At 62.4% G+C, this 23,987-nt stretch carries 14 protein-coding genes; all 14 read left to right on the forward strand.

The genetic code is table 11. The features are described 5' to 3' along the window. Positions 1–180 precede the first annotated feature (180 nt). The 14 genes from GE027_RS06085 (at position 181) to GE027_RS06150 (ending at position 23,941) form a co-directional block, all read left to right on the forward strand. A complete protein-coding gene (locus GE027_RS06085) occupies positions 181–1,257 on the forward strand; it encodes a mannose-1-phosphate guanylyltransferase (protein ID WP_153556297.1) in 1,077 nt (358 codons plus the stop codon). Between the two features lie 251 nt (positions 1,258–1,508). Further along, positions 1,509–1,718, forward strand: coding sequence for a small basic protein (locus GE027_RS06090; protein ID WP_153556298.1), 210 nt, complete (start codon positions 1,509–1,511; stop codon positions 1,716–1,718). A 372-nt stretch (positions 1,719–2,090) separates the two neighbouring features. After that, a complete protein-coding gene (locus GE027_RS06095; protein ID WP_153556299.1) occupies positions 2,091–3,095 on the forward strand; it encodes an acyl-CoA desaturase in 1,005 nt (334 codons plus the stop codon). Beyond that, on the forward strand, positions 3,095–4,114 hold the full coding sequence (locus GE027_RS06100) for an ABC transporter substrate-binding protein (protein WP_153556300.1): 1,020 nt from the start codon (positions 3,095–3,097) through the stop codon (positions 4,112–4,114). The genes GE027_RS06095 and GE027_RS06100 overlap by 1 nt, the downstream gene beginning before the upstream one ends. A gap of 365 nt (positions 4,115–4,479) precedes the next feature. Then, a complete protein-coding gene (locus GE027_RS06105; protein WP_153556301.1) occupies positions 4,480–5,754 on the forward strand; it encodes a GspE/PulE family protein in 1,275 nt (424 codons plus the stop codon). A 73-nt stretch (positions 5,755–5,827) separates the two neighbouring features. Continuing rightward, positions 5,828–10,186, forward strand: coding sequence for a PVC-type heme-binding CxxCH protein (locus GE027_RS06110; RefSeq protein WP_153556302.1), 4,359 nt, complete (start codon positions 5,828–5,830; stop codon positions 10,184–10,186). 867 nt (positions 10,187–11,053) lie between these two features. Next, entirely contained in the window at positions 11,054–12,208 is a 1,155-nt protein-coding gene (locus tag GE027_RS06115; protein ID WP_153556303.1) for an ABC transporter permease, read from the forward strand. Between the two features lie 10 nt (positions 12,209–12,218). Then, positions 12,219–12,740 carry a hypothetical protein gene (locus GE027_RS06120; RefSeq protein ID WP_153556304.1) on the forward strand — a complete coding sequence of 174 codons (522 nt, stop codon included), beginning with the start codon at positions 12,219–12,221 and terminating at the stop codon, positions 12,738–12,740. 7 nt (positions 12,741–12,747) lie between these two features. Continuing rightward, positions 12,748–14,307, forward strand: coding sequence for an efflux RND transporter periplasmic adaptor subunit (locus GE027_RS06125; RefSeq protein ID WP_153556305.1), 1,560 nt, complete (start codon positions 12,748–12,750; stop codon positions 14,305–14,307). 2 nt (positions 14,308–14,309) lie between these two features. Beyond that, positions 14,310–15,017 (forward strand): ABC transporter ATP-binding protein, encoded by a 708-nt coding sequence (locus GE027_RS06130; protein ID WP_153556306.1) that lies wholly within the window; start codon positions 14,310–14,312, stop codon positions 15,015–15,017. 36 nt (positions 15,018–15,053) lie between these two features. Continuing rightward, positions 15,054–16,187 (forward strand): ABC transporter permease, encoded by a 1,134-nt coding sequence (locus tag GE027_RS06135; protein WP_153556307.1) that lies wholly within the window; start codon positions 15,054–15,056, stop codon positions 16,185–16,187. 287 nt (positions 16,188–16,474) lie between these two features. Further along, positions 16,475–18,157, forward strand: a complete 1,683-nt coding sequence (locus GE027_RS06140) for a TolC family protein (protein ID WP_153556308.1) — start codon at positions 16,475–16,477, stop codon at positions 18,155–18,157. 932 nt (positions 18,158–19,089) lie between these two features. After that, positions 19,090–20,676, forward strand: coding sequence for an efflux RND transporter periplasmic adaptor subunit (locus tag GE027_RS06145; protein WP_237607327.1), 1,587 nt, complete (start codon positions 19,090–19,092; stop codon positions 20,674–20,676). 70 nt (positions 20,677–20,746) lie between these two features. Beyond that, entirely contained in the window at positions 20,747–23,941 is a 3,195-nt protein-coding gene (locus tag GE027_RS06150) for an efflux RND transporter permease subunit (protein ID WP_153556309.1), read from the forward strand. Positions 23,942–23,987: the final 46 nt, after the last annotated feature.

Below are 23,987 nucleotides of genomic sequence, written 5' to 3' on the forward strand. Positions count from 1 at the left end.
TAAGAGCCCGACCCTCCCGCTGCGCGGGAGGGTGTTGTCGCGGGGTTTCACCGAAAGATTTATGCCGACGTGCTTAGTTCGGGCGTGCGGCTTGTTCGCAAGTTTCTGTTCGTTTCGGGCGTCCGGTTCGCCGGCGCCGTGTTCGACCTTTTTTGAATTACTAGTGGGAAGGCAATCGGGATGCTGCACGCAATCATCATGGCCGGAGGAAGCGGGACGCGATTCTGGCCAGCCAGTCGCCGCGACCGCCCCAAGCAACTGCTGCGGCTTGCGGGGGAGCGCACGATGATCCAGGCCACGGCCGACCGCCTGGGCGATCTCGTCCCGGACGAGCGCAGGATGGTCGTCACCAACGCCGCCTTGGTATCGCAGGTTCGCGAGCAACTGCCGGGCTTGCCGCCGCAAGCGATCGTAGGCGAACCCTGCAAACGCGACACCGCGCCCTGCGTGGGCTTGGCCGCCGTCTTGGTTTCCGCCGACGATCCCGAAGCCACGATGTTGGTGATGCCCGCCGACCACGTGATTTCTCCCGACGAAGAGTTCCAGCAAGCGATCCGTCGCGGCGTGAAACTGTTGGATGAGGATCCCAGCCGGATCGTCACGTTTGGGATCAAACCCAGCTATGCCGCCGAATCGTTCGGGTACATCGAACGCGGCGATGCGGTGGACGACGAGGCCCCGGCGGCTTTCGAAGTCCAGCGATTCCGCGAGAAACCCGATGCCGCCACGGCTCGGCAGTACGTCGATGCCGGCAGTTTCTACTGGAACAGCGGGATCTTTCTATGGCGTGCCAGCACGATTCTGGACGCCTTGGCCGAGCACGAACCGGCGATGCTCGAGCACTTGCGAGCCATTGGCCAGGCCGCCGGCGGGGACCAGTTCTCCGACGTATTGGCCGAACGTTTCGCCGCCATCATCGGCAAATCGATCGATTACGCCGTGATGGAACACCACGACAACATCGTCGTCGTCGAGGCGCCGTTTCGCTGGGACGACGTGGGCAGTTGGCAAGCGCTGTCGCGGATGAATCCGGCCGACCAGGCGGGCAATACCGTCCTGGGCCGTCACCTGGGCATCGATACCCGCAATACAATCGTTTACGGCAACCAAGATCATTTAATTGTGACCATCGAAGTGGACGATTTAATGGTCGTTCACACGCCCCAAGCGACGCTGGTGGCTCCGAAATCCGCCGAAGAGCGGGTTCGTGAAGCCGTCCGGCACCTGGAAAGCCAGGATTTGGACGCGTTTCTTTAGGGCCCCGCCGCCCGAGAGAACGGATTTTGCGGCGAATTAGCCCTGGTGAATTCGGCTCTTTTTGCTACCATTACCCCGCTCGGCGGTTGCTAGAAACCGTGCGAGCCCCTATCTTTCCAGGGCCGATCCAAGCCGCATTCATGCGTGTCACCCACGCATTGAGCATGTTTGTTACATGCATGTTTGTTACGTGATCGCACCCGGCAGGAATCCGGGAGCGAGAGTCAGCGAATACACAGGAGCCATAAGCTATGACGATGGACAGCAGCCTCAAGGTGAAAGCCGGTGCGATCAAAACTCGCAACGTGCTCAAGCGTGCCGAACGCATCGCTCGCCTGCAAGAATTGGACAAGTGGAGCGAAGACAACGACGTGGTGGGGATGCCCAAGGTCCGCGTCGTGAAAGTCTCCTTGAAGAAGAAGAAGAAGGTCAAGAAGGAAGAAGACGACAAGAAGAAGTAGTCGTCGCTTGCGGGAACGCGCAATTTTTGGCGTGACGTTCCCCCGCCCAGTTGGGACGATCTGCCCAGTTGGGACGATCTGCCCAGTTGGGACGATCTGCCCAGCTGGGGCGATCTGTTCAGCGGGGGCGATGACCGGCCACGGGACATCGTCCAAGCTTGCTTTTGCAGGCGTTTTCTCTGCTCCACAACGCGAGCCCTTCCTTCGAAAACGCCCCCGGTTGTCGGCCGCGACAACCCCGGCCAGCGGTTTGCTGCATCGTTCGCGGCTCCGTGGCCGCAGCGGTAAAATGCTCTGGATTCTGACACCCACTTCATTCAGAATCGCGCCCACCTGATTGTGTCGGACTCGCATCTCTTTGTTCGGGATCTCATGAGCACCATCGAATCGAACCAGAACTCTGCCGCCGATCCCGTTCGGCTGGAACCGTTGCCGGCGAGTGAGGTATGCGAGGCGACCGTCGTCGATCCCCAGCGTCTGCCGCTGCCCGAGGCGACGCAGCCGCTGCAGTTGATGTGGTCCTATGTCGTCGTGTTGGCCGGCTTGCACGTGTTGGCGCTGCTGAGTGTGGTGCCGTGGTTGTTCACCTGGTCGGGCCTCGTCTTGGCGATCGCCGGCCACTTTGTCTTTGGCATGCTGGGCATCACGATTGGCTACCACCGCTTGTTGACTCACCGCGGGTTCACCTGTCCGAAATGGCTGGAACACACGCTGGCGATTTTCGGGATGTGCAATCTTCAGGACAGCCCCGCGCGGTGGGTCGCCATCCATCGCCTGCATCACCAGCACAGTGACCACCAACCGGACCCGCATACGCCGCTGGCCAGTTTTTTGTGGGCCCACGTCGGCTGGGTGGTTTATCGCCACCGCGATCTGGATCGGACCAGTCGCTACGAACGCTACGTGCGAGACCTGTTGCGAGACCCGTTCTATCTGCGTCTGGAGCGGCAGAACATGTGGTTCCTGGTGTACCTCTCGCACGCCTTGGCGATCGTCGCGGTCGGCGCGGTCGTGGGGTTTGCGGTCGGCGGTGACGCCGCCACGGCCATCCGTTATGCGGCCAGCTGGGCCGTCTGGGCGGTAGCCGTTCGCACCGTGTTCGTCCTGCACGGCACCTGGGCCGTCAATTCGATCACCCACGTGTTTGGTTATCGCAACTACGAAACCCGCGACGACAGCCGTAACAACTGGTTGGTTGCCTTGGCCAGTCACGGCGAAGGTTGGCACAACAACCACCACGCCCAGCCACGTGCCGCCGCCCACGGCCATCGTTGGTGGGAATTCGATATGTCGTGGCGAATCATCCAAATTTGGGAATGGATGGGCCTGGCCAAGAATGTCGTTCGCCCCAAACCCGTTGCCGATCCGGATCGCTGATGCCCTCCTGCTTTCACCCCGCCGCTTGGCTGGCCACTGGTTTGTTGGTTTGCATCTCCGGTTGTGCGCCGGAGGCAATCAACGGTTCGGCGGAAGCCGACGGCGCAGCGGCGCGGCCGGTTGTCATCCAGTTGAACTGGCACGCCGAAACCGAACACGGCGGCGCCTACGCCGCGTTGGCCAGCCGGGCCTACCAACGACGCGGGCTGGACGTCGAGATTCGTCCGGGCGGACCGGCGACCCCGGTCGCGGCCGACCTGGCCAGCGGCCGCTGTCAGTTCGCGTTCGCCAATGCCGATGATGTCGCTCTGTACCGCCAACAGGGCGTCGCGGTCGTCGCCGTGTTGGCCGCCATGCAGAACCATCCACGCTGCATCTTGGTTCGAACCGATTCCGGCATCACCGACCTGGACCATCTGGACGGCCTGATCCTGCAGCGCCAGCCCGGACGGCCTTTCCTGGAGTTCATGCGTCGCCGCGGCTTGCTCGAAGGAGTCCAGGAAGTTCCCTACACCGGCTCGGTCGCCGCCCTGGTCACCTCCGAGAACGTCGCCATCCAAGCCTACTCGTTCGCCGAACCGCTGTTGGCCGAGCAGCAGGGCGTGGAAGTCACGCCGCTGATGGTCAGCCAGTTGGGCTGGAATCCGTACAGCAGCGTGCTGGTCACCACCGAGTCGCTGATCGACGAACAGCCCGAACTGGTGCGCGATGTCGTCCAAGCGACTCGCGAAGGATGGCGTGAGTATTTGGAATCGCCCGAACCGGCGAACCGATTGATCCTGGCCGCCAACCATCAAGGCATGACGGCCGAAGCGCTGCAGTACGGCGCGCTGCAGATGCGGCAGTTGGCCCTGCCCGCCGGCGCCGAGCCGGATTCGCTGGGCCGGATGAGCGTGCAGCGCTGGGAAACGCTGGTCGCCCAGTTGGCCGAACTGGGGCTGGTCGATCCGGACGTCGTCCGAGCCGAGGAATGTTTCGATGCCAGCTTCATCGATGCTGCGGACCCCGGGGAGATTTAAGAGTTCAGATTTGCTGACGCCGGCGAAATCTGCGAACGAGAAAAATCGTTTTCTCCCCTCTCCCCCGAAGCCTGGCGAGCCTAAGCGAGTCAGGCTTCGGGGGAGAGGGGTTGGGGGTGAGGGGGACCAGAGAAGCAGCACCGCCATTTCCGTATCTCAATGCCGTGCGGGAATCGGAAAGGCGTACACAAACAATCTTTCCACTGCACCCGAGCCCTACATAGCTTCCGCCGCAGTCAGGAAATTTAAAACTTACCCCGCCCCCCCTGCTGGCGGAGATTGGATCGTGTTTGCTCGCATTTGCGTTCTCCGCGCGTTAGGATCGTCGCATTGAGCGGGCAAACTCTTTTCTCGAAGGCAGTGCTGTGGCCGAGCAAGACCCTACCGAAAGCGATTTTCAAGAAGTCGACACACCGGCGGTCGAACCGGAATTGAATCCACCGGAAACCTTCGCCCACGCTCTGATGGAGATCGCTGCGGAACAGCACGTCAGCGACCTGTTCATCTCGGACCAGCCCGATGCGACGGTCATTCGGATGCGCCGCATGGGACGCTTGCGGGAGGTCCGCAGGCTGCCCTTGCCCTACGGCCGCCGGTTGCTGAACCATTTTCGTGCCCTGGCCGGGATCGACATCGCCGACCTATCCCGACCGGCCGATGGTCGAGCTCGGTTTCGCTTGGAGGACAGGCGTGAACTGGACGTGCGTTTTGCCGTCCTGCCCACCGTGACCGGCCAAGACATGGCGATGCGATTGTTCGACCACAGCCGCGGCCTGATCGGCCTGGACGATATCGGGTTCCTGGAAGAGGAACGCGCAATGGTCGAGCGGCTGTTGTCGGCTCCCAGCGGGTTGATCCTGGTGGCCGGCCCGGCCGGCTGCGGCAAAACCAATTCGCTGTACGCGTTCTTGAATCATTTGAACAACGGCCAGCGAAAAATCCATACGCTCGAGGAACCCATCGAGTATCTGCTGCCGGGAATCAATCAGTCCCAGGTGAACGTGCGAGGCGGTCTGGACTTTGCCGACCTGCTGTACGGCTGCATGCGGCAGAGTCCGGATGTGATCATGGTGGGCGAAATCCGTGACCGGCGGACGGCCGAAACGGCGATCCGTGCCGGCACCGGCGGACAATTGGTACTGGCTACGGTGCACGCCCAAACCGCGCCCACGGCCGTTCAAAACATGCTGGCTTTCCAAGTGAATCGGCATTTCCTCGCCGATGCTCTCGTTGGTGTCCTGAACCAACGGCTCGTGCGGCAGTTGTGCACCGCGTGTCGCCGCTTGGGCGCAATGCCTCAAGGCGCTCAGGAAGACCAGACGTATTACGACGCGGTCGGCTGCGATGCGTGCAAAGAAGAAGGATACGAACGGATGACGTGCATCCCGGAGATCCTGGAGATCAATAAACCGCTGACCCAAGCCATCGTGCGCGGCGTCTCGGCCGACGAGTTGAGCGACATCGCGGCTCAGGAAGGTTTGTTGAGCATGGCTCGTGGTGCGATGGCCCGCATCACCTCCGGCGTCGTCACCCCCGAAGATGCCGCCTACGTGATCAGCGATCCGCAGGTCCGGGCGATCGCCACCTACGCGATGGACGCCCGCCGCCAAGACGACGCCGACTCCGCCGAGGTCGCCTGACGCGCGGCCCGCATCGACTACAATAATCCCACCTGCCTCGCTCCCAACCCACACCGCTTTTCCCCAAACGACGATGAAACGCATTGCGTCCTGCCTCTGGCTCGGCTTCGCCTGCCTGCTGCCCAGCCTTCTCCTGCCCAGTCCTTTGCTGGCCGATACACCGCCCGGCGCGCAGGAGCCCGGTCAACAAACCGGCACCGACCAACCCGGCAACGTCCGGCTGCAGAACGCCGATCGAGTGGTTCTGCTGGGCGATGGCTTGATCGAACAGGAACAGTATTTCGGCTGGGTGGAAACCGCCCTTACCGCTGCCTCGGACAAGTCGGACCTGACCTTCCGCAACCTGGGCTGGAACGCCGACACGCCCAGCGGCGCCTCGCGTCTGGGGCTGAGCCTGCTGCAGGCCGGACGCGAACCCGAGGGCGAGAGCCTGCGTTTGCTTCGCGAACAACTGGAACTGACCCAGCCGACGCTGCTGATCATCGGCTATGGCATGGCCAGCTCGCTGGAAGGCGGCCTCGAGGGGCTGGAGAATTTTCGCCAGGACTACCAACAACTGCTGGACATGGCCCGCGAGGTCTCGCCCGAGGTGCGCTTCGTCCTGCTCGCGCCACTGGAGCGCAGTGACCAAAACGAATCCCATGCCCGGGTGCTGCGCGAGTATTCCGGCGCGATCGCCGAACTGGCTGACGCGAACGATGCCGGCTTTGTAGACCTGAGCGACGTGGCGACCGATCCGCGGCTTCGCAAGGATCCGATCCATCTGAACGGCGACGGCTATCGAGAATTGGCCAAGAAGCTGTGTGAAGCGTTTGGTCTGGAAAACGACGCGTGGCAGACCAGCCCGCGCACCGCGGCACTGCGCAGCGCGATCCTCCGCAAGAACGTGTGGTGGTTCCACCGCTCGCGTCCGGCCAATATGGCTTACGTGTTTGGCTTCCGAAAACGCGAACAGGGCCAGAACGCTGTGGAGATCCCGCAGTACGACGGCTTGATCGCCGCCGACGAAGCGCGCATCGCGAAACTGCGTTCCCTCGAAGATGAACCGGTCGCAGCCCCGCCGGCAACGGTTGAATCCAAATACGCAGAATTCACCCCGCAAGCGACGCCGGAGTTCACCGTCGCGGACGGCTGGGAGGTCAGTCTGTGGGCCGAGAACCCCCAGCTGAACAAGCCGATCCACATGAACTTCGACCCCGAGGGCCGGTTGTGGATCGCCAGCAGCGAAGCCTATCCGATGATCGAAGTCGGCCAAGCGGCACCGGACAAAGTTATCGTGCTGGAAGACACCGACGGGGACGGCCGAGCCGATCAGTCCACGGTGTTCGCCGATAATTTGTTGATTCCCACCGGGATCGCGCCGGGAGATGGCGGCGTGTACGTCGCTCAAAGCACCGACCTGTTGTTCTTGAAAGACACCGATGGCGACGGCAAAGCCGATTCTCGCCAGCGGGTGCTGAGCGGGTTCGGTACCGAAGACACGCACCACAACCTGCACAGTTTGCAGTGGGGTCCCGACGGCCGGCTGTACATGAACCAGTCGGTCTACACACGCACCGATACCGAAACCCCGCGCGGTGTGGTGCGGCTGCGCGCCGGCGGCGGATTCCGCTACGACACCCGCAGCATGCGAATGCAGATCTTCTTTCGCGGTCTGTGGAACCCGTGGGGGCACCAGTTCGATGCACATGGTCAATCCTTCCTATCCGACGGAGCCGGCTTTGATGGATTGGCGTGGGCGTTCCCCGGCGCGGTGTTCTTTCCTACCCCGCAGTCGCGGCGAACGCTGGATTTGATCAGCCCCGGCCGCTATCCCAAATTCGCTTCGCTGGAAGTGTTGTCCGGACCGAGCTTTCCGCAGTCCTGGCAAGGGTCGATCGTGACCTGTGACTTTCGGGCCAACCGCGTGACCCGGTTCTCGGTCGATTCCCAGGACGCTGGCTTCGTGACCACGCAGGAAGACGACCTGCTGCGAACCGCCACCAGCACCTTCCGACCGATCGATGTCAAACAGGGTCCCGACGGAGCGTTGTATATTGCCGACTGGTCCAACCCGATCATCAACCACGGCGAAGTCGATTTCCGCGACCCTCGTCGCGATCGCTGGCACGGGCGCATTTGGCGAATGGTTTGGAAGGGCGGCGACCCCCAGCCGATCGTGAACCTGCGCGAACAGTCCACTGCGGCGCTGCTGGAGAATCTCGGGTCTCAAGACCGCTACCTGCGGGATAAATCGCGACGCGTCTTGATCGAACGGGGCGACGTCCTACAGCCGCTGGCCGCTTGGACGTCGGCCCAGACCGACCCGTCGGCCCGCCTGCAGGCTCTGTGGCTGTATCAAGCCCTGCGTCGGGTAAACACCGATCTGTTGGACTCGGTGCTGGCTGCCGAGTCGGCTCCGGTGCGAGCGGCCGCAGTGCGGGTGTTGGCGGATTGGGCCGATCCGGCGGGCGATGCCGATCGGGTCATCGCTCGCGACGCTGCCGACGAGCGGCTGCGGCAGGCGATCGGCGACGAACATCCCCGAGTCCGCTTGGAGGCGATTCGAGCGTTGGACGTCTACGGCGACGTCCCGGCCATCCAGATGGCTTTGCAGGCCCTGGACCAGCCCACCGATCGCTTCCTGCAGTTCGCTCTCGCCCAACTGGTCGACGATGCGTCCGAACCGGTCATGCACGCGATTCAAAGTGGCCAGTGGACACTGACCGACCCCCAGCACGCCCAGAAGCTGGAATTTGTCCTGGCATCGGTGGCTCCGCGACAAGCACAACAATTCCTGCAGGACTACTTGGCCCAAAATCAACTCGATCGCACCTCGGCCGCTTCGTGGATCCGATTGATCGGGCAGACCGGCGGCCCCGACCAACTGCGACAATTGTGGCAGCAAGCCAGCTCCGACGGATTCGACAAACCCTCGACGCTGATGGCGTTGGACGCCCTGATCGACGCCCAGCGACTGCGCAAACAGCGGCCCAGCGGCTCCCTGGCCGAGATTGCTCGCCTGATACAATCCCCTGCACCGGAGGTTCGCCGGCGAGCGCTGCAGTTGGTCGCCACGTGGAAACTGGGCGGACAGGCTGCCGCGTTGGCGAACCTCGCCCTCGATACCGAAACGGACACGGCGATGCGGCGAACCGCGATCGGTTCGCTCGGGGCTATCGGCAAACCGCCTGCGGCCAAAGTCCTGCGAGAGGTGGTCGCCGAAGTCGAGGACGCGGAGCTGCGAGTCGAAGCGTTGGTGGCGTTGACCGCGGTCGATGCCCAAGCCACCGCCGAAGTCCTGCCCACGACGCTCGCCGGTGAATGGACCGCTGCCCAGGCGCGTCGTCTATGGGAGGGCATCAGCCGCATCCAGAAGGCCGACGCGGTCATCGCCGGGGCGATCGGCGGCGGAGACATATCGGAAACGGTCGCCAAGGCCGGAGTCGAAGTGCTGCGGCGCGGCGGTCGTGAGGATTCGCCCTTGTTGGCGGCGCTGCAGCCGCACGCGGGCCAAGCGATGCAGGCTCAGCAGTGGACGCCGGAACGGATAGCGGGACTCGTCGCTCGAGTCGAACCGCAGGGCGACCCGCATCGCGGAGAATTTATTTATCGACGCGAGAAACTGCAGTGTGTCTCCTGCCACGCCATCGGCGGCGTCGGCGGTCAGGTCGGCCCCGATCTGACCAGCCTGGGTGCCAGCGCTCCGGTCGACTACATCGCCGAATCCCTGTTCATCCCCGACGCCAAGATCAAAGAAGGTTTTCATTCCGTCGTTGTGGCAACCGAAGACGGCCAGGTCGTAACGGGGATCCTGGTGGAATCCGATGACGAACAGCTCGTGCTGCGAAACGCATCGAACGAACTGGTGCAGATCCCGCAAATTGACGTCGTCCTACAGAAGAACGGACCGTCGCTGATGCCCGTCGGGGCGGTCGATAGCTTGAGCGATGGCGAACAAGTGGACCTGATCGCATTCCTCAGCCGGTTGGGCAAACCCGGCCCGTTCGATGCCAGCCGCAGCGGCGTGGCGAGACGTTTTGAGATGCTGGCCGGCACGCACCGCATTGAACAAGAAGGTCTCGACCGGATCGTCAGCGGCCAGCGAACCGCGGGCTGGGAACCGCTGCCCACCCGCGTCAACGGTGACGTCACCAAAAGGATGCTAGAGGAACGAACCCAACAGTACGGCTTGGGGACGTTGGTCAATCTGTACCTGCGGACACGGTTGAGGACGACCAACGCCCAGCCGCTTCGGTTGGTCGTCGACAACGACAAGCCGGTTACCCTGTGGGTCGACGGGCGCCGTTATCGCCCACAAGAGGATGGCAACGAATTCGTGATCAACTCGCTTGCACCGGGCGAGCACACGGTGCTGCTGCGGATCGATGCCCGCGACCTCCCCGAAGCCTTCTCGCTGGGCACCTCGGCGGGAACGTTTGCGGTGGAGTAATGTCCGGACGCGTACCCGGGGACTCACGTCCCCGGCAGGAGCTGTGCCGCCCTTCGGGCTGAGAGCCAGCGAGCTTCTTGGAAGACCCATTCAAAGCTGAGCAAAGTACGTGAGGATATCTTGCGACGTGGGATTTCAGCTGCAACTCGGAAGAAACTCGCAAACAGGACGGCCCTCCCGCCCGCGAGCCGCCGGGCGTGCTGTCCTGGCGCGGCCGCCCGGCCGCCGAAGTCGATTGTTTTGCAATTGCTCGGCTGGCGTCCGTGGGCTAACATAAAGTCATGGGTCGATTCCTTTTTGCCGCACTGTTGATCACCAATTTGTTGGTGTGTCCGCTTCGCTGTTTCTCGTGTCAGACGGGAAGCATTGGCGAGGGGTGTGTGATCGAATCCACGTGCGGCTGCTGTGCAGACGCGACGGTCGGTGTCCCTGGGTCGCCGGAAAAGTCGCCTGAGCAGCATCAGTGCGCGTGTCCCAGCTGTATCTGTGAGGGGGCCACCCTGCAGGATGCTCCTGAGGTTCCCCCTGCCGACGCGCTGATCGCACTGGAATCCTGGCCGGTCGACGCCGCTGCGGTAACTGCGCCGCGGGTCGCGTTGATTTCGGCTTCGCCAGAAAGTTCGGACAGTCCACCGGCGGCTCCGGCCGGGCGTGTTGCGCTGATCGCGTATCGCTGTTGGCTGAATTGACAGCCCTCTTCTGCGGCTTGCTTGCCGCTGGCTGTTTGACCTGTCGTTGTAGCGGGCGTTGAGGCCCCTGGATGCGCTTTGACGCTGCGCATTTGATGCAGGATGGTGCGTTCGGATTGTAGCGCGCGCTCTGTGGTCGACGGGCTTGCGTTCTCGTTCATTGATTGGCTTGGGAAATATGTTACTGCCCTGGGAATATGGGGTCCGCAACCTGATGCGGCGTCCGCTGCGAACCACGCTGACGCTCTCGGCGCTCGCGACGGTTGTGATCTTGGTGTTCGTCGTCGTGGGATTCATTCGCGGTCTGGAACGATCGCTCGCGATCAGCGGCGACGAGGACGTGGTCTTGGTCTACAGCGTGAACTCCGAAGAGAACATCGAGAACTCATCGATCGCGGCACGTACCGCCGCGTTGTTGTCGGCCAGTTTGCAGGGCACTTGGAAGCGATTCGGCGTCACGCACTTGTCGCCCGAGTTGTACTTGGGGACTCGCGTCCGTACCGGCGACGACGGCGGCGGCTTGGGGCTGGTACGCGGCGTGACGCGGGTCGCGCCGTTGGTCCGGCGGGACGTGCGCATCGTCGAAGGCCGCTGGCCCCAGAGCGGGGAAGTCATGGTGGGCAAGCTGGCCTCGGCAAAACTGGGCGCCACTGACGAGGCGCTGGCGATTGGCCAGACGGTGCATTTCGAAGGAGAAAGCTGGCGGGTCAGCGGTCGATTTTCGGCCGGGGGCGGTGCTTACGAGTCGGAGATTTGGTGCAACCTTGCCGACTTCCAGACCGCAACCCAGCGACAGGACCTCAGCCTGGTTGCGTTGCTGTTGGCACCGGGCGCGGCCGCCAGCGAAGTGTCGTTATTTTGCAAACAACGCACCGACTTGGAACTGCGAGCGATATCCGAAACCGCCTACTACGCCACGCTGCAGCAGCACTACAAACCGGTTCGCGTGTTGGCCTGGTTCGTCGTCGTGCTGGTTTCGGCGGCCGGCGTATTTGCAGGTTTGAACATGATGTACGGGGCGGTCGCGGGTCGGATCCGCGAACTGGCCACGTTGCAGGCGATCGGTTACCGTCGCCGCGCGATTTTGATCAGCTTAATTCAAGAGGGCATGTTACTGGCCGCAGCGGCTTCGCTGCTGGCCGGTGCCATCGCCCTGACCACACTTAACGGTGTCGCGGTGCGATTCACCATGGGCGCGTTCACACTGCGGATCGACAGTGTGGCCATCCTGGTGGGCTGCGGCGTCGGAATCTTACTAGGCGTTTTGGGGGCCATGCCACCGGCCCTCAAAGCCCTTCGTCAATCGGTGGCAATCAGTTTGAAAGCAGTTTGAGGAACGAAAAATGAGAATGCTTCAGTTCATGTGCCTGGCCGCCGTCGGTGTTTTGGCCGGATGCAGTGATCAAGACGTGGCCCAGACCACGACCTCCGATGCCACGACCGATCCTGCCACGAGCTACGTCGTCGACAGCGAGCCGGCCGGTGCGATCCCGGTTGGTGAAGCTCGCGAGGCAGTCGAAGACGAACAGGCCGTGACCCTGGTCGGAACGATCGGCGGTTCGGCCGAACCCTTCGTCGATGGCCTAGCCGCCTTCACCATTGTCGACCCCAAGGTCCCCTACTGTGCCGAAGAGGAAGGTTGTCCGACGCCCTGGGACTATTGCTGTACGCAAGATCAGGTCAAAGACAACATCGCAACCGTCAAGATCGTTGACGACAGCGGCAACCCTGTGGCCAGCGGTGCACGCGAGTTGCTGGGGGTCAAGGAACTGTCGACCGTCGTGGTCGATGGCAAAGCGGAACGCGACGAGCAGGGCAACCTGACGGTCGCAGCCACCCAAGTTTACGTACGCCCGAGCGAGTGAGTGAGAGATGAGTGAGTCGCAGCTGGACCTGAGCAAATTGGCCTTGGATCGATCCGATGCGCCCTCCCCCGGAGGACGACGGCGGTCGAGCCGTTGGCTGACGCGGTATGTGTTGCCACTGGGCATTCTGCTGGGCTTTGTCGCCCTGTTGGGTGCCGCAGCCGGTCGGCAATTGTTACCGCGCGCCGAGGTCACCGTTGTTCCGGTGATCGTCAAACGGGGCCAGGTCCAGCGCGCCGGCACCACGTTGTTCCAGGCCGCTGGCTGGATCGAACCCCGCCCCACTTCGGTCAGCGTCGCGGCCCTCGCCCCCGGCGTGGTCGAAGAACTGTCGGTGGTCGAGGGGCAACAGGTCCAGCGCGGCCAGCCGATCGCCAAATTAATTCAGGTGGACGCTCAGTTGGAACTGGAGCAGGCGACGGCGTCTCTGGAAATCCGCGAAGGCGAACTGCAGCGTGCGGAGGCCGAATTGGCCGCCGCACGCACGCGGCTGGAGAAGCCCGTCCACCTGCGGGCGAAACTGGCCGATGCGCAAAGCCTGCTGGCCAAAGCCACCACCGAGCGAGATAAATTGCCCTTCCTGCAAAAAGCCGCCGAGGCCAACGTCGCGTTCACCCGCAGCAGTCTGGAGGGCAAACGCTCCGCCCAAAACGCCATCGCCGGCGTATTGGTCGAACAAGCGGCCAACGAATACGCCGCCGCGGTTGCCGAACTGGAAGAACTCCAGCAGCGGGCTCCCAATCTGGAAAAAGAAATCAAAGCCCTGTCGGAAAAAGTCGACGCGCTGACGACGCAGTTGGAGTTGTTGGTCGAGGAGCGCCGGCAGATGGACGAAGCCAAAGCCAAAGTCGCGGCGGCCAAGGGGCTTCTCCACGAAGCGAAACTCCAGGTGCGTCAAGCCGAACTGGCGCTCGAACGGACGGTGATCCGTGCCCCGATGGACGGCCGGATCCTGCGGCTGGTCGCCCTGCCGGGAACCCGTGTGATGGGCATGGCGCGCAGCGGCGGACAGGGCTCCAGCACGGTCGTCGAGATGTATGATCCCCAGCGTTTGCAGGTCCGCGCCGATGTGCGTTTGGAGGACGTGCCGATGGTGACGCCCGGCGCCCCGGTCGAAATCGAAACCGCTTCGATCGCTACTCCGCTGAAGGGCCGGGTCCTGCAGTCGACCAGTTCGGCCAGCATCCAAAAGAACACCCTGGAGGTGAAGGTCGAATTGATCGACCCGCCGCCGGCGGTCAGCCCCGAGATGCTGGTGACCGCCACGTTCTTGGCTCCGCCCACCGAAACCGCTGGCGACCAAGAACAGGAAACCGAGCGGCTGTTCGTTCCCCAGAGACTGGTCGTCCAGGAAGACGGGCAGGCCGCTCTGTGGATCGTGGATGCGGAGAATCGAGCTCAACGAAAAACCATCCAGCTGGGTTCGACCGCGGCCGATGGCCTGGTCGAAGTGCTCGATGGCCTGGACGTGACAGACAAGTTGATCGCCAGCGGTACGACCGAACTGACCGCGGGCGAAACGGTGGCGATTGGCGGTGAAGATACGGTTATTGGAATGGAGCAATAAATATGGCACTGGTCGAATTACACAACGTCAGCAAACAGTTTCGCAAAGGCGACGAAACGATTACCCCGCTGGACGAGGTCAGCCTGCAAATCGAGGAAGGGGAATTCGTTTCCCTGATGGGCCCCAGCGGCACGGGCAAAAGCACCCTTTTGAACTTGGTCAGCGGAATCGATGCTCCGGACGCCGGTTCGATTGTCGTCGACGGCACCGAAGTGACCGCTTTGTCACGAGGACAACTGGCCGATTGGCGCGCGGCCAACCTGGGTTACATCTTTCAAACCCACAACCTGATCCCCGTCTTGTCGGCTTATGAAAACGTCGAACTGCCGACGCTGCTGCTGAAACTGTCCTCGGCGCAGCGCCGAGAACGGGTCGAACTGGCCCTGGATGCGGTCGGACTGTCCGACCGCGCCGGGCATTATCCAAGACAATTGTCCGGCGGCCAGGAACAACGTGTCGGGATCGCGCGAGCCATCGTCGCACACCCTAAAGTCGTGGTCGCCGACGAACCGACCGGTAGTCTCGACACCGAAACCAGCGAACAGATCCAGGCGCTGCTGAAGCGTCTGAACCGCGAGCTGAACATGACGATGTTGATGGTCACCCACGATAGCGACGTCGCGGCAATCGCCTCGCGGCAATTGCTGCTGGATCGGGGCAAGTTCTTGGATGCCACCGCACAAACCGAAGCAGGCCGTCACGCAAGCTGAAGCAGGCCACCACGCACGCTGAAGAAGGATTGATCGATGCTGACCTATGTCCTGAAAACCCTCTGGCGCCATCGCACTCGGACGCTCCTGACGGTCACCGGAGCCGCCGTGGCGATGTTCGTGTTCTGCTTTGTCGGTTCGGTCCAGGAAGGCTTAACACGCTTGACGACCGGCGACGACGCCGACCGCAGTTTGATCGTGTTCCAAGAGAACCGGTTCTGTCCTACCAGCAGCCGTTTGCCGGAGGATTATTCTCGCAAGATCCGATCGGTCGCCGGCGTGAAAGAGGTGATGCCCATCCAGGTCTGGACGAATAATTGTCGAGCCAGTTTGGATATCGTGGTTTTCAACGGCGCCGATCCCGAACAGATCCAACAGACCCGCCCCTTGGAGCTGGTCAAAGGATCTTGGGAATCGTTTCGTTCGCAGCGGGATGCGGCGATCGTCGGTCGGAACGTCGCCCAGCGACGCGGCCTGGCTGTGGGCGACCAGTTTTCGATCGGTGACCTGTCGGTCAAGGTCGCCGGCGTGTTCGCTTCGGAAGTGCCCTCGGAGGACAACCTGATCTACACCAGCTTGGCGTTTCTGCAGTACACGCGTGGCCTGGATGCCGCCGGCCTGGTCACCCAGCACGAGGTCCTGCTCGAGGACGACGCCGACCCCGAGGTGGTGGCATCGCAGATCGACGCCACGCTGCGGTCCGGACCGGTGGCGACGACCACGCGGCGAAAGGGCGCGTTCCAGGCCAGCACCCTATCCGACTTGGTCGACTTGATCGGTTTTGCGCACTGGCTGGGTTATGCTTGCGTGGCCCTGGTTCTATCGTTGGTCGCGACGACGACCGTGATGAGCGTTCAGGACCGTTTAAAGGAATACGCCGTTTTGCAAACCATCGGCGTACGGCCCTTGCGGACGATGCGTTTGGTGTTGGCCGAAAGCGTCATCTTGTGCGTCTTGGGCGGGCTTGCCGGAACGATACTGGCCTGTGGCGCGTTGGCTCTGGGCGGGTTCGCCATCGGTGCCGAAGGCGCGACGATCGCGTTCCGGCCCTCGTTTGGGCTGCTTTTCAGCGGCGCGTTGGTCTCGCTGGTCGTGGGGGTCGCGGCCGGATTCGCGCCGGCCATCCAGGCCGCCAGCGTACCGATCGTCAAGGCGCTGCGACAGGCGTAGAAGCGGCCGACCGAAATCCACCGCGATGCTTGCCACCGAGCTGCACTCGAAAACCGCCGGCAACGCCCAAGCGGCGGACTATTCGCATGGGAAACTTTGACGGCTGTGCGGCTCGCGCTGCCGGAGGATGGCAAACAAGCGGCGTTCCCGGCAACGGTCGATAAACCGGAAGAACCAACACTACCGGTCCAGCAGGACCCGCACGCCTTCGCGTCGACGAGCACTCGGGTGGTATCCGGTAACGCAATACCAATCCGTGCTCGAACACCGGAATCGGACAATCCGCCATGCTTAAAAAGAACCGTCTACTGCTCCTGACCCTTTCCGCCGCCCCCGCCCTGGCAACCGGCTGCGCCACGCACTCGTTGCCGCAGTTTGGTCTGAAGGGTTGGCCGATGGAGCAGCGAGAGGAGGTCGAAGTCGCCGAAGCGCCGTCGCCGACGACCACCGCAGCCGCTCGGGCGGCCGAGCCGCCGGTCGTTGCCGTGCAGGTCCCGAGTCTGGATCAACACGACCCGGCGGCACCACTGCCGGAGGTCCGCCCGGTAACCTTCGACGATGCTGGAAGCTCCCAACCCGCATCGCCCCAACCCGCATCGTTCCGGGCGGGCGAAACCGGCCACCCTGCTGGCGGAGCGGTCGAACTGGCCACTCCCCTGGCGATGCAGCCGGAGGGCCTGCAAGCTGAACCGCACCGAAGCGCCGGCGAAACGGTTCTCGCGCCCGGTACACCGATGCCGCTTGACGCCGGTCGGGTGACCCTGGACGCGGTTGAGCAGTGGGCGTTGGCCCACAACCCGGCAATCCAACAAGCCGCTGCGGCTTCCTCCCGCGCCGGTGGCATTCGCACCCAGGTCGGTCTCAAACCCAATCCCACCATCGGTTACTTTGGCGAAGAGATTGGCAACGACGGCGGGTCGGCCGGATTGCAGGGTGGGTTCATTTCGCAAACCTTCGTCCGCGGCGACAAACTGGAGTGGAACCGGGCGGTCATCAACAACGACGTTCGAGCCATGAACCGGATGATCGAGACCCAGCGTCAGCGGATCCTGACCGACGTTCGGCTGGCGTTTTACGAAGCGTTGGCCGCCCAGAAACGGCTGCAGCTGGCTCGTGACTTTCGCGAGATCGCAGCCCAAGGTGTCGACGTCTCGCAGCAGCGCGTCGATGCCAAGGTGGGCACGCGTCCGGACGTTCTGCAGTCCGAGATCCAACTGGGCGAGATCGATCTGACGATCCAACAGACCCAGTATCAACTGGAGGCGGCACGGAACCAGCTGCAGGCCCTGTGCGGCGGGATCCAGCTGGGCGACGACCCCTTGGTCGGCGAACTGGACCAAACCTACGCGGCCCAAGACGCCGACAGCCTGTACGCCCACATCGTCGCGGCCAACCCCCTGCTGGCTGCCGCCGAAGCTCGCGTCGACCGCGCTCGGGCCAATGTCCAGCGGCAACGCCTGCAACCGGTCCCCAACGTCACAGCCCAGCTGGGCGCCGGGCATGACGATGGTACCGGCGACGCGTTTGCCAACGTCCAGTTGAGCCTGCCGCTGCCGATCCACAATCGCAACCAGGGAAACATTCAAGCCGCGCATGCCGAGTACTGCAACGCCATCAAGAATGTGGAACGCATCCGATTGAGTATCCAGCAGCAATTGGCCGAAACGCTGCGGGAATACAAGATCGCCGAAGCAACCGTGAACCAGTACAAGCAATCCATCATGCCCAAAGCCGAGGAGACGCTGGAATTGATCCAACAGGCGCAAGCGGCCGGTGAGTTTGATTTCCTGCGGGTCCTGACCGCACGACGGGCCTACTTTGACGCCAATTTGCGGTACGTGACCGCCCTGGGCGAATTGGCTCAAGCGGACGCCCGTCTAGAGGGCCTGCTTCTGTCCGGCGGTCTGTCGCAAGCGGTGACCTACGAGGGACAGGACGAGCTGCGTGGACAGGCCCTCAGCGGCCAGTAATCCAGCCCGCCTCGACATCACTCGGACGACACGTGTGGTCAGCCTGACCACACGTTGCGGTGGCTCGGCCCAGGGCAAACCTCCGAGAAAGCTCTTAAAACGCTGGGATTGCATCAGATTCTCCCATGCTGCGACAACGGCGCGCCATTCGCGGTTACCCACGCGGTAGGCGAAGCGATCGTCGAAACCGTCCACAGGGAAGCGTCACCGAACGACCGCTGTAATCGTTACCAGTGGAGACTTCCGCACTAATACCCGATACAACCAATGGTAGACGAATACCGGCCGTAACACGTCGTGCCCGCTTGGGTGCACCGCACGAATAAATCTGGATCATGATTCACAGCCTCATCCCCCTCCTGACAAGCGTCGCGGTGGCACTGCATGCCATCTTGGGGTGCTGTGCACATCACGCCGATTGTGCGACGGACGTTTCGTCGGTAGCGGGTCCGGCGATTGCGATTGCCGGTTCGTGTTCGCATGCCGAACGAGGTCCTTGCGCTGCCGCCGAGAGACACGACGAAGCATCGCACGGCCAGTCGCAGCATTCACCGCACGACGACTGCCACCAGCACGACTGCCATTTCCCGTCGGTCTCGCCCGATGCTCAGGCGAAACCGAGGCCCGAAGGCCTCGCTCTTGACGCTGCGTTTATGGCCCCACGAGCCGGCGCTTCTTCGGTGCACGCCGCCTTGGCAACCACGGCTCCGCCGGATCCTCTGGCGACATCGGCAGCGATACGTTCCCGCTTTCAGATCTGGCGTCTCTAAACGCCCTCGATCCTTCATAATAACTGTACGGTCGCGGCTGCGCTTCGGCGGACGATCTGCAGTTTCTTGTGCATCCCGTATGGCCCGCGTTGCCGCGTCCGAACCGGTCCGCGCGGTCTTGGCTGAAACGGAAACCCTATTCTCCTGCGATTGGTGATGGTCATGAGAGTTCCCGCATTCGATAAAACCGTGAAATGGATCTGGATCGCCGGGCTGGTAATCGTCCTGGTCGTCGCGGTCGCGTCCCGGGGTCGTTGGTATCCGGCGGCGACCGCCTTGGTCGACCGCACCGTGAATGCTTTCCGCGGCGTTCCATCGGCCCCGGTCGACGAAGACGACGCGCACGACCGCCACGATCACGACGGCCACGACCACGACGGCCACGACCACGACGACCATGATCACGATGGCCACGATCACGATGGCCACGATCACGATGGCCACGATCACGATGGCCACGATCACGAAGGGCATAACGAAGAAACATCGCTGGATCTGTCGGCCCAGGCGATGCGCAACATTGGTCTTTCGAAGGAGACGATCCAACCGGTCCGCCTGTCCACGTTTCGTCGCTCGATCACCGTACCGGCCGTCGTCGTCGAACGTCCCGGACGAACTCGGGTGCAGGTCGCGACGCCGATGACCGGCGTGGTCACCCACGTGCATGCCGTTCAGGGCGAAGCGGTCGAGCCCGGGTCGCTGCTGTTTCAAATTCGCTTGACCCACGAAGACTTGGTCAACGCTCAGACGGAGTTCGTTAGGACTTTGGGCGAGCTGGACGTCGAGGAGCGTGAGATCGAGCGACTTCGAGGTGTCACCCAGAGCGGTGCGGTGGCCGGAAAACTGCTGCTGGATCGGCAATACGCTCGAGACAAACTGAGCGCGTTGTTGCAGGCCCAGCGTGAAGCACTGCGACTGCACGGATTGTCCGAAGCCCAGGTCGAAAAGATCGCCAGCGAACGACGCTTGCTCCGCGAGTTGCAGATTTTCGCCCCCTCGCCGGACGGTCACCCCGAGGACGAAATGCAGCTGACCGGTCGCTTCCAAGATCCCGACGCATCCGAGTCGCCCGCGCCCCCGGTCGACGCCAATGCCCCCCATACCGGGCCGATGATCATGCAGGCGTTGAACGTTCACAAGGGGCAATCCGTCAGTGCCGGAGAAACCCTGTGCATCCTGAGCGACTACGACGCGCTGTTTATCGAAGGCATGGCTTTCGAGCAGGATGTCAGCGAGCTGCGGCGAGCCTCGGAACAGCAGTGGACGGTGGACGCAATCTTCTCGAGACCCGGCGGCCAGACCGAAGTTGTCTCGGGATTGCAGATCGCGTATCTGGCAAACAACGTCGATCCCGATTCGCGAACCCTGTCCTTCTATGTACATCTGCCTAACGAAATCCGCAAGGATCGTCGGGTGGCCGGGGTGCGATACATCGAATGGAACTACCTGCCGGGGCAACGTTTGCAATTACGTGTGCCGGTGGAACAGTGGCCCGACAAGATCGTCGTGCCGGTCGAAGCGCTCGCTCGGGAAGGTGCCGAGTCGTTTGTGTTCCAGCGGAACGGCGATCACTTTGACCGTGTTCCGGTACACGTCGAGTACCGCGACCAGTACTCGGCGGTGATCGCCAGCGAGGGTTTGCTGAGGGTCGGTGACGTCATCGCCCTGCGAGGAGCTCATCAGATGCAGATGGCGCTGAAGAACAAAGCTGGTGGGGGCGTCGACCCGCACGCCGGACACAACCACTGACCCTCGTTCCTGCCACGCTCTCGTTTCGTCTCCAACCGCTTCGTCGTCTCCGCACGGATCCGCTGACACCATGTTGAATTCGATCATTCGTTTTGCTCTTCGGCAGCGGCTGCTGGTGATTGCCGTCGCGCTGTTTCTGGTCGGTTACGGAACCTGGACGGCCACGACCGCCCAGATCGACGTATTTCCGGATCTGAACCGGCCCCGTGTGGTGATCATGACCGAAGCCCCGGGACTGGCTCCCGAGGAGGTCGAGACCCTGATCACGTTTCCGATCGAAACGGCGATGAATGGAGCCAACGGCGTAGAAGCCGTCCGCAGTTCCTCCGGCGTGGGCATGTCGGTGATCTACGTCGAATTCGCCTGGGGCACGAACATCTACAACGACCGGCAAATCGTCAACGAACGGCTGCAGTTGGTCCAGGATCGCCTGCCCGAGGGCATCAAGCCGACGCTGGCGCCGATCTCTTCGATCATGGGCCAAATCCTGATGTTGGGGATGTGGAGCGAGGATGGCCGGACCGACACGTTGGAACTGCGTACGATCGGCGACTGGGTCGTGCGGCAGCGGCTGCTGACCATCTCCGGCGTGTCGCAGGTCTTCACCATGGGCGGCGGCCGCAAGCAGTTTCAGGTGTTGGTGGATCCCGACGCGATGCTGCGGTTTGGCGTGACCCTGCCCGAGGTCAAGCGCGCGGTGCAGAACAGCAATGAAAACGCGACCGGAGGATACTTGGACGAACAAGGACCCAACGAATTGCTGGTCCGGGCATTGGGGCGAGTGCAATCGATCGAGGACTTGCAGAAAGTAGTCGTCACGATGCGAGATGGACGTCCCATCGTTCTGGCCCAGATCGCCCGCGTGGTCGCTGGCCCGCAGGTCAAACGGGGCGATAGCGCGGCTTTTGTACGGACGGACTCCGGCGAGTTCTCCGGCGGACCGGCCGTCGTGCTGACGATCAACAAGCAACCCGGCGCCGACACCCGGCAGGTAACCGATGACGTGCTCGCCGCCATCGAAGATCTTCGCCGTTCGCTGCCGGACGATCTGCGGATCGAGCCGCTGTACATGCAGAAGTCGTTCATCGACCGAGCCGTCGAGAACGTCGCCGAAGCGCTTCGCGACGGTGCCATTCTGGTGGTCATCATCCTGTTTCTGTTCTTGATGAACCTGCGTACCACGTTCATCACCCTGACCGCGATCCCGCTGTCGCTGTTGATGACGGCCATCGTATTCGCGTTCTTCGGACTATCGATCAACACGATGACCCTGGGCGGGTTGGCCGTCGCAATTGGCGAACTGGTCGATGATGCCATCGTGGATGTCGAGAATATCTTTCGCCGCCTGAAGGAGAACCGCCGCCGGGAAAATCCCAAACCACCGTTGTTGGTGGTCTTTCAAGCCAGCGTCGAAGTCCGTAACTCGATCGTCTTCGGCACGATGATCGTGATCCTGGTCTTCATCCCGCTGTTTGCTCTGTCGGGGATGGAAGGCCGTCTATTCGTCCCGCTGGGTGTTGCCTACATCGTTTCGATCCTTTCGTCGCTGTTGGTTTCGTTGACTGTTACGCCGGTCTTGTCCTACTGGCTGCTGGGAAAACAGTCTTCCTCCGAAAAGCACTCGCGCGATGGCTTCGTCCTGCGGATGATCAAGTGGGTTGGCAATCACGTGATCCGATTCAGCCTTACGTTTCCCCGTTTGAATCTCACCGTCACCGCGCTGTTGGTGGCGCTGGCCGCGTTGTTTGTCTCCCGTTTGGAACGCGACTTCTTGCCGCCGTTTAACGAAGGATCGGTACAGCTGAACGTGGTGCTGCCGCCGGGCACCTCGCTGAGCACCTCTAACGAGATCGGCCAGCGGGTCGAGCAACGCCTGATGCAGATCGACGACATCGTCAAGTTCGTTCGGCGGACCGGCCGCGCGGAGTTGGACGAACATGCCGAGGGGGTGAACATGAGCGAGTTGATTCTGGAGCTGGATCCGGAATCGCCGCGGTCGCGCGAGGAACAACTGGAAGAGATCCGCGAGGCGATGGCCGACATCCCGGGGATCGTGACCGCCGTCGAACAGCCGATCGCCCATCTGATCTCTCACATGCTCTCGGGCGTCAAAGCCCAGATCGGAATCAAGATCTACGGCGACGATCTTGATGTCTTGCGTCGCAAGGCCGAAGCGATGAAGGCGGCCATGGCGACGGTTCCCGGAGTGACGGACCTATTGGTCGAACCGCAGGTGATCATTCCGCAACTGCGGATCGAACTGGATCGCGATCAACTGCTGCAGTACGGCCTGACGCCGGCCGAGGTCAACACGTTCATCGAAACTGCGATGAACGGCCAAGTGGTGTCGGAGGTCTTGATCGGCCAACGCACCTTCGACCTGCTGATCCGGCTGGACGAAGACTACCGCGAGAACCTGCAAGCGTTAAGACGGCTGACCATCGACCTGGAAGACGGCGGCAAAGTGCCGCTGGAAGCGGTCGCAAAGATCTATGAATCGGGCGGCCCCAACACGGTGAATCGCGAGAATGTCCAGCGGCGGATCGTGCTGCAGTGTAACGTGACCGACCGCGGAGTGGTCGATGTCGTCCAGGACATCCAGCGCGAGGTCCGGCCCGTGGTCGAGTCCCTGCCGCCCGGCTACCACGTCGAGTACAGCGGCCAGTTCGAAAGCCAGCAGTCGGCCACACGAGTGATCGGGTTGCTGTTCGTGCTCTCCCTGATCGGCGTGTTTCTGGTCCTATTCACCATGTTCCGTTCGGTCAACCTTTCCCTGCAGGTCATGATGGCTCTGCCGATGGCCTTCATCGGTTCGGTGATCGCCCTGGTCATCACCGGCCAGACCCTAACCGTCGCGGCCATGGTCGGATTTATTTCGCTGGCGGGGATCGCTTCGCGAAACGGCATCTTGTTGCTGAACCACTACCTGCATCTGGTACGGCATGAGGGCGAAGGTTTTGACAAGGGGATGATCGTGCGAGCCGGCCTGGAGCGTTTGGCGCCGGTTTTAATGACCGCTCTGACGTCGGGAATTGGGCTGGTCCCGCTGGTGCTGGCCGCCGGCGAACCGGGCAAGGAGATTCTGTATCCGGTAGCGACGGTCATTCTGGGCGGCCTGGTCAGCTCGACCCTGCTGGACTTCTTCGTCCACCCGGCTTTGTTTTGGTTGATCGGCATCGGAGCCGCTCGCCGCGTCGTGGAGCAAACAGAAACCGACGTCGCCCTGGAACCCGAACAAACCGTAGTCCAGGCATCCAGCCAGTAACCAGTGGCATAGGCTTCCAGCCTGTGAACAGTGGCATAGGCTTCCA

Origin of the sequence: Roseimaritima sediminicola (genome assembly GCF_009618275.1) — a bacterium.
Taxonomy (GTDB): domain Bacteria; phylum Planctomycetota; class Planctomycetia; order Pirellulales; family Pirellulaceae; genus Roseimaritima; species Roseimaritima sediminicola.

What these genes read in the sequence shown, in the direction of transcription:
- GE027_RS06085 (WP_153556297.1), top strand. Translation starts at nt 181, where the DNA reads ATGCTGCACGCAATCATCATGGCCGGAGGAAGCGGGACGCGATTCTGG.
- GE027_RS06090 (WP_153556298.1), top strand. Translation starts at nt 1,509, where the DNA reads ATGACGATGGACAGCAGCCTCAAGGTGAAAGCCGGTGCGATCAAAACT.
- GE027_RS06095 (WP_153556299.1), top strand. Translation starts at nt 2,091, where the DNA reads ATGAGCACCATCGAATCGAACCAGAACTCTGCCGCCGATCCCGTTCGG.
- GE027_RS06100 (WP_153556300.1), top strand. Translation starts at nt 3,095, where the DNA reads ATGCCCTCCTGCTTTCACCCCGCCGCTTGGCTGGCCACTGGTTTGTTG.
- GE027_RS06110 (WP_153556302.1), top strand. Translation starts at nt 5,828, where the DNA reads ATGAAACGCATTGCGTCCTGCCTCTGGCTCGGCTTCGCCTGCCTGCTG.
- GE027_RS06115 (WP_153556303.1), top strand. Translation starts at nt 11,054, where the DNA reads ATGTTACTGCCCTGGGAATATGGGGTCCGCAACCTGATGCGGCGTCCG.
- GE027_RS06120 (WP_153556304.1), top strand. Translation starts at nt 12,219, where the DNA reads ATGAGAATGCTTCAGTTCATGTGCCTGGCCGCCGTCGGTGTTTTGGCC.
- GE027_RS06125 (WP_153556305.1), top strand. Translation starts at nt 12,748, where the DNA reads ATGAGTGAGTCGCAGCTGGACCTGAGCAAATTGGCCTTGGATCGATCC.
- GE027_RS06130 (WP_153556306.1), top strand. Translation starts at nt 14,310, where the DNA reads ATGGCACTGGTCGAATTACACAACGTCAGCAAACAGTTTCGCAAAGGC.
- GE027_RS06135 (WP_153556307.1), top strand. Translation starts at nt 15,054, where the DNA reads ATGCTGACCTATGTCCTGAAAACCCTCTGGCGCCATCGCACTCGGACG.
- GE027_RS06140 (WP_153556308.1), top strand. Translation starts at nt 16,475, where the DNA reads ATGCTTAAAAAGAACCGTCTACTGCTCCTGACCCTTTCCGCCGCCCCC.
- GE027_RS06145 (WP_237607327.1), top strand. Translation starts at nt 19,090, where the DNA reads ATGAGAGTTCCCGCATTCGATAAAACCGTGAAATGGATCTGGATCGCC.
- GE027_RS06150 (WP_153556309.1), top strand. Translation starts at nt 20,747, where the DNA reads ATGTTGAATTCGATCATTCGTTTTGCTCTTCGGCAGCGGCTGCTGGTG.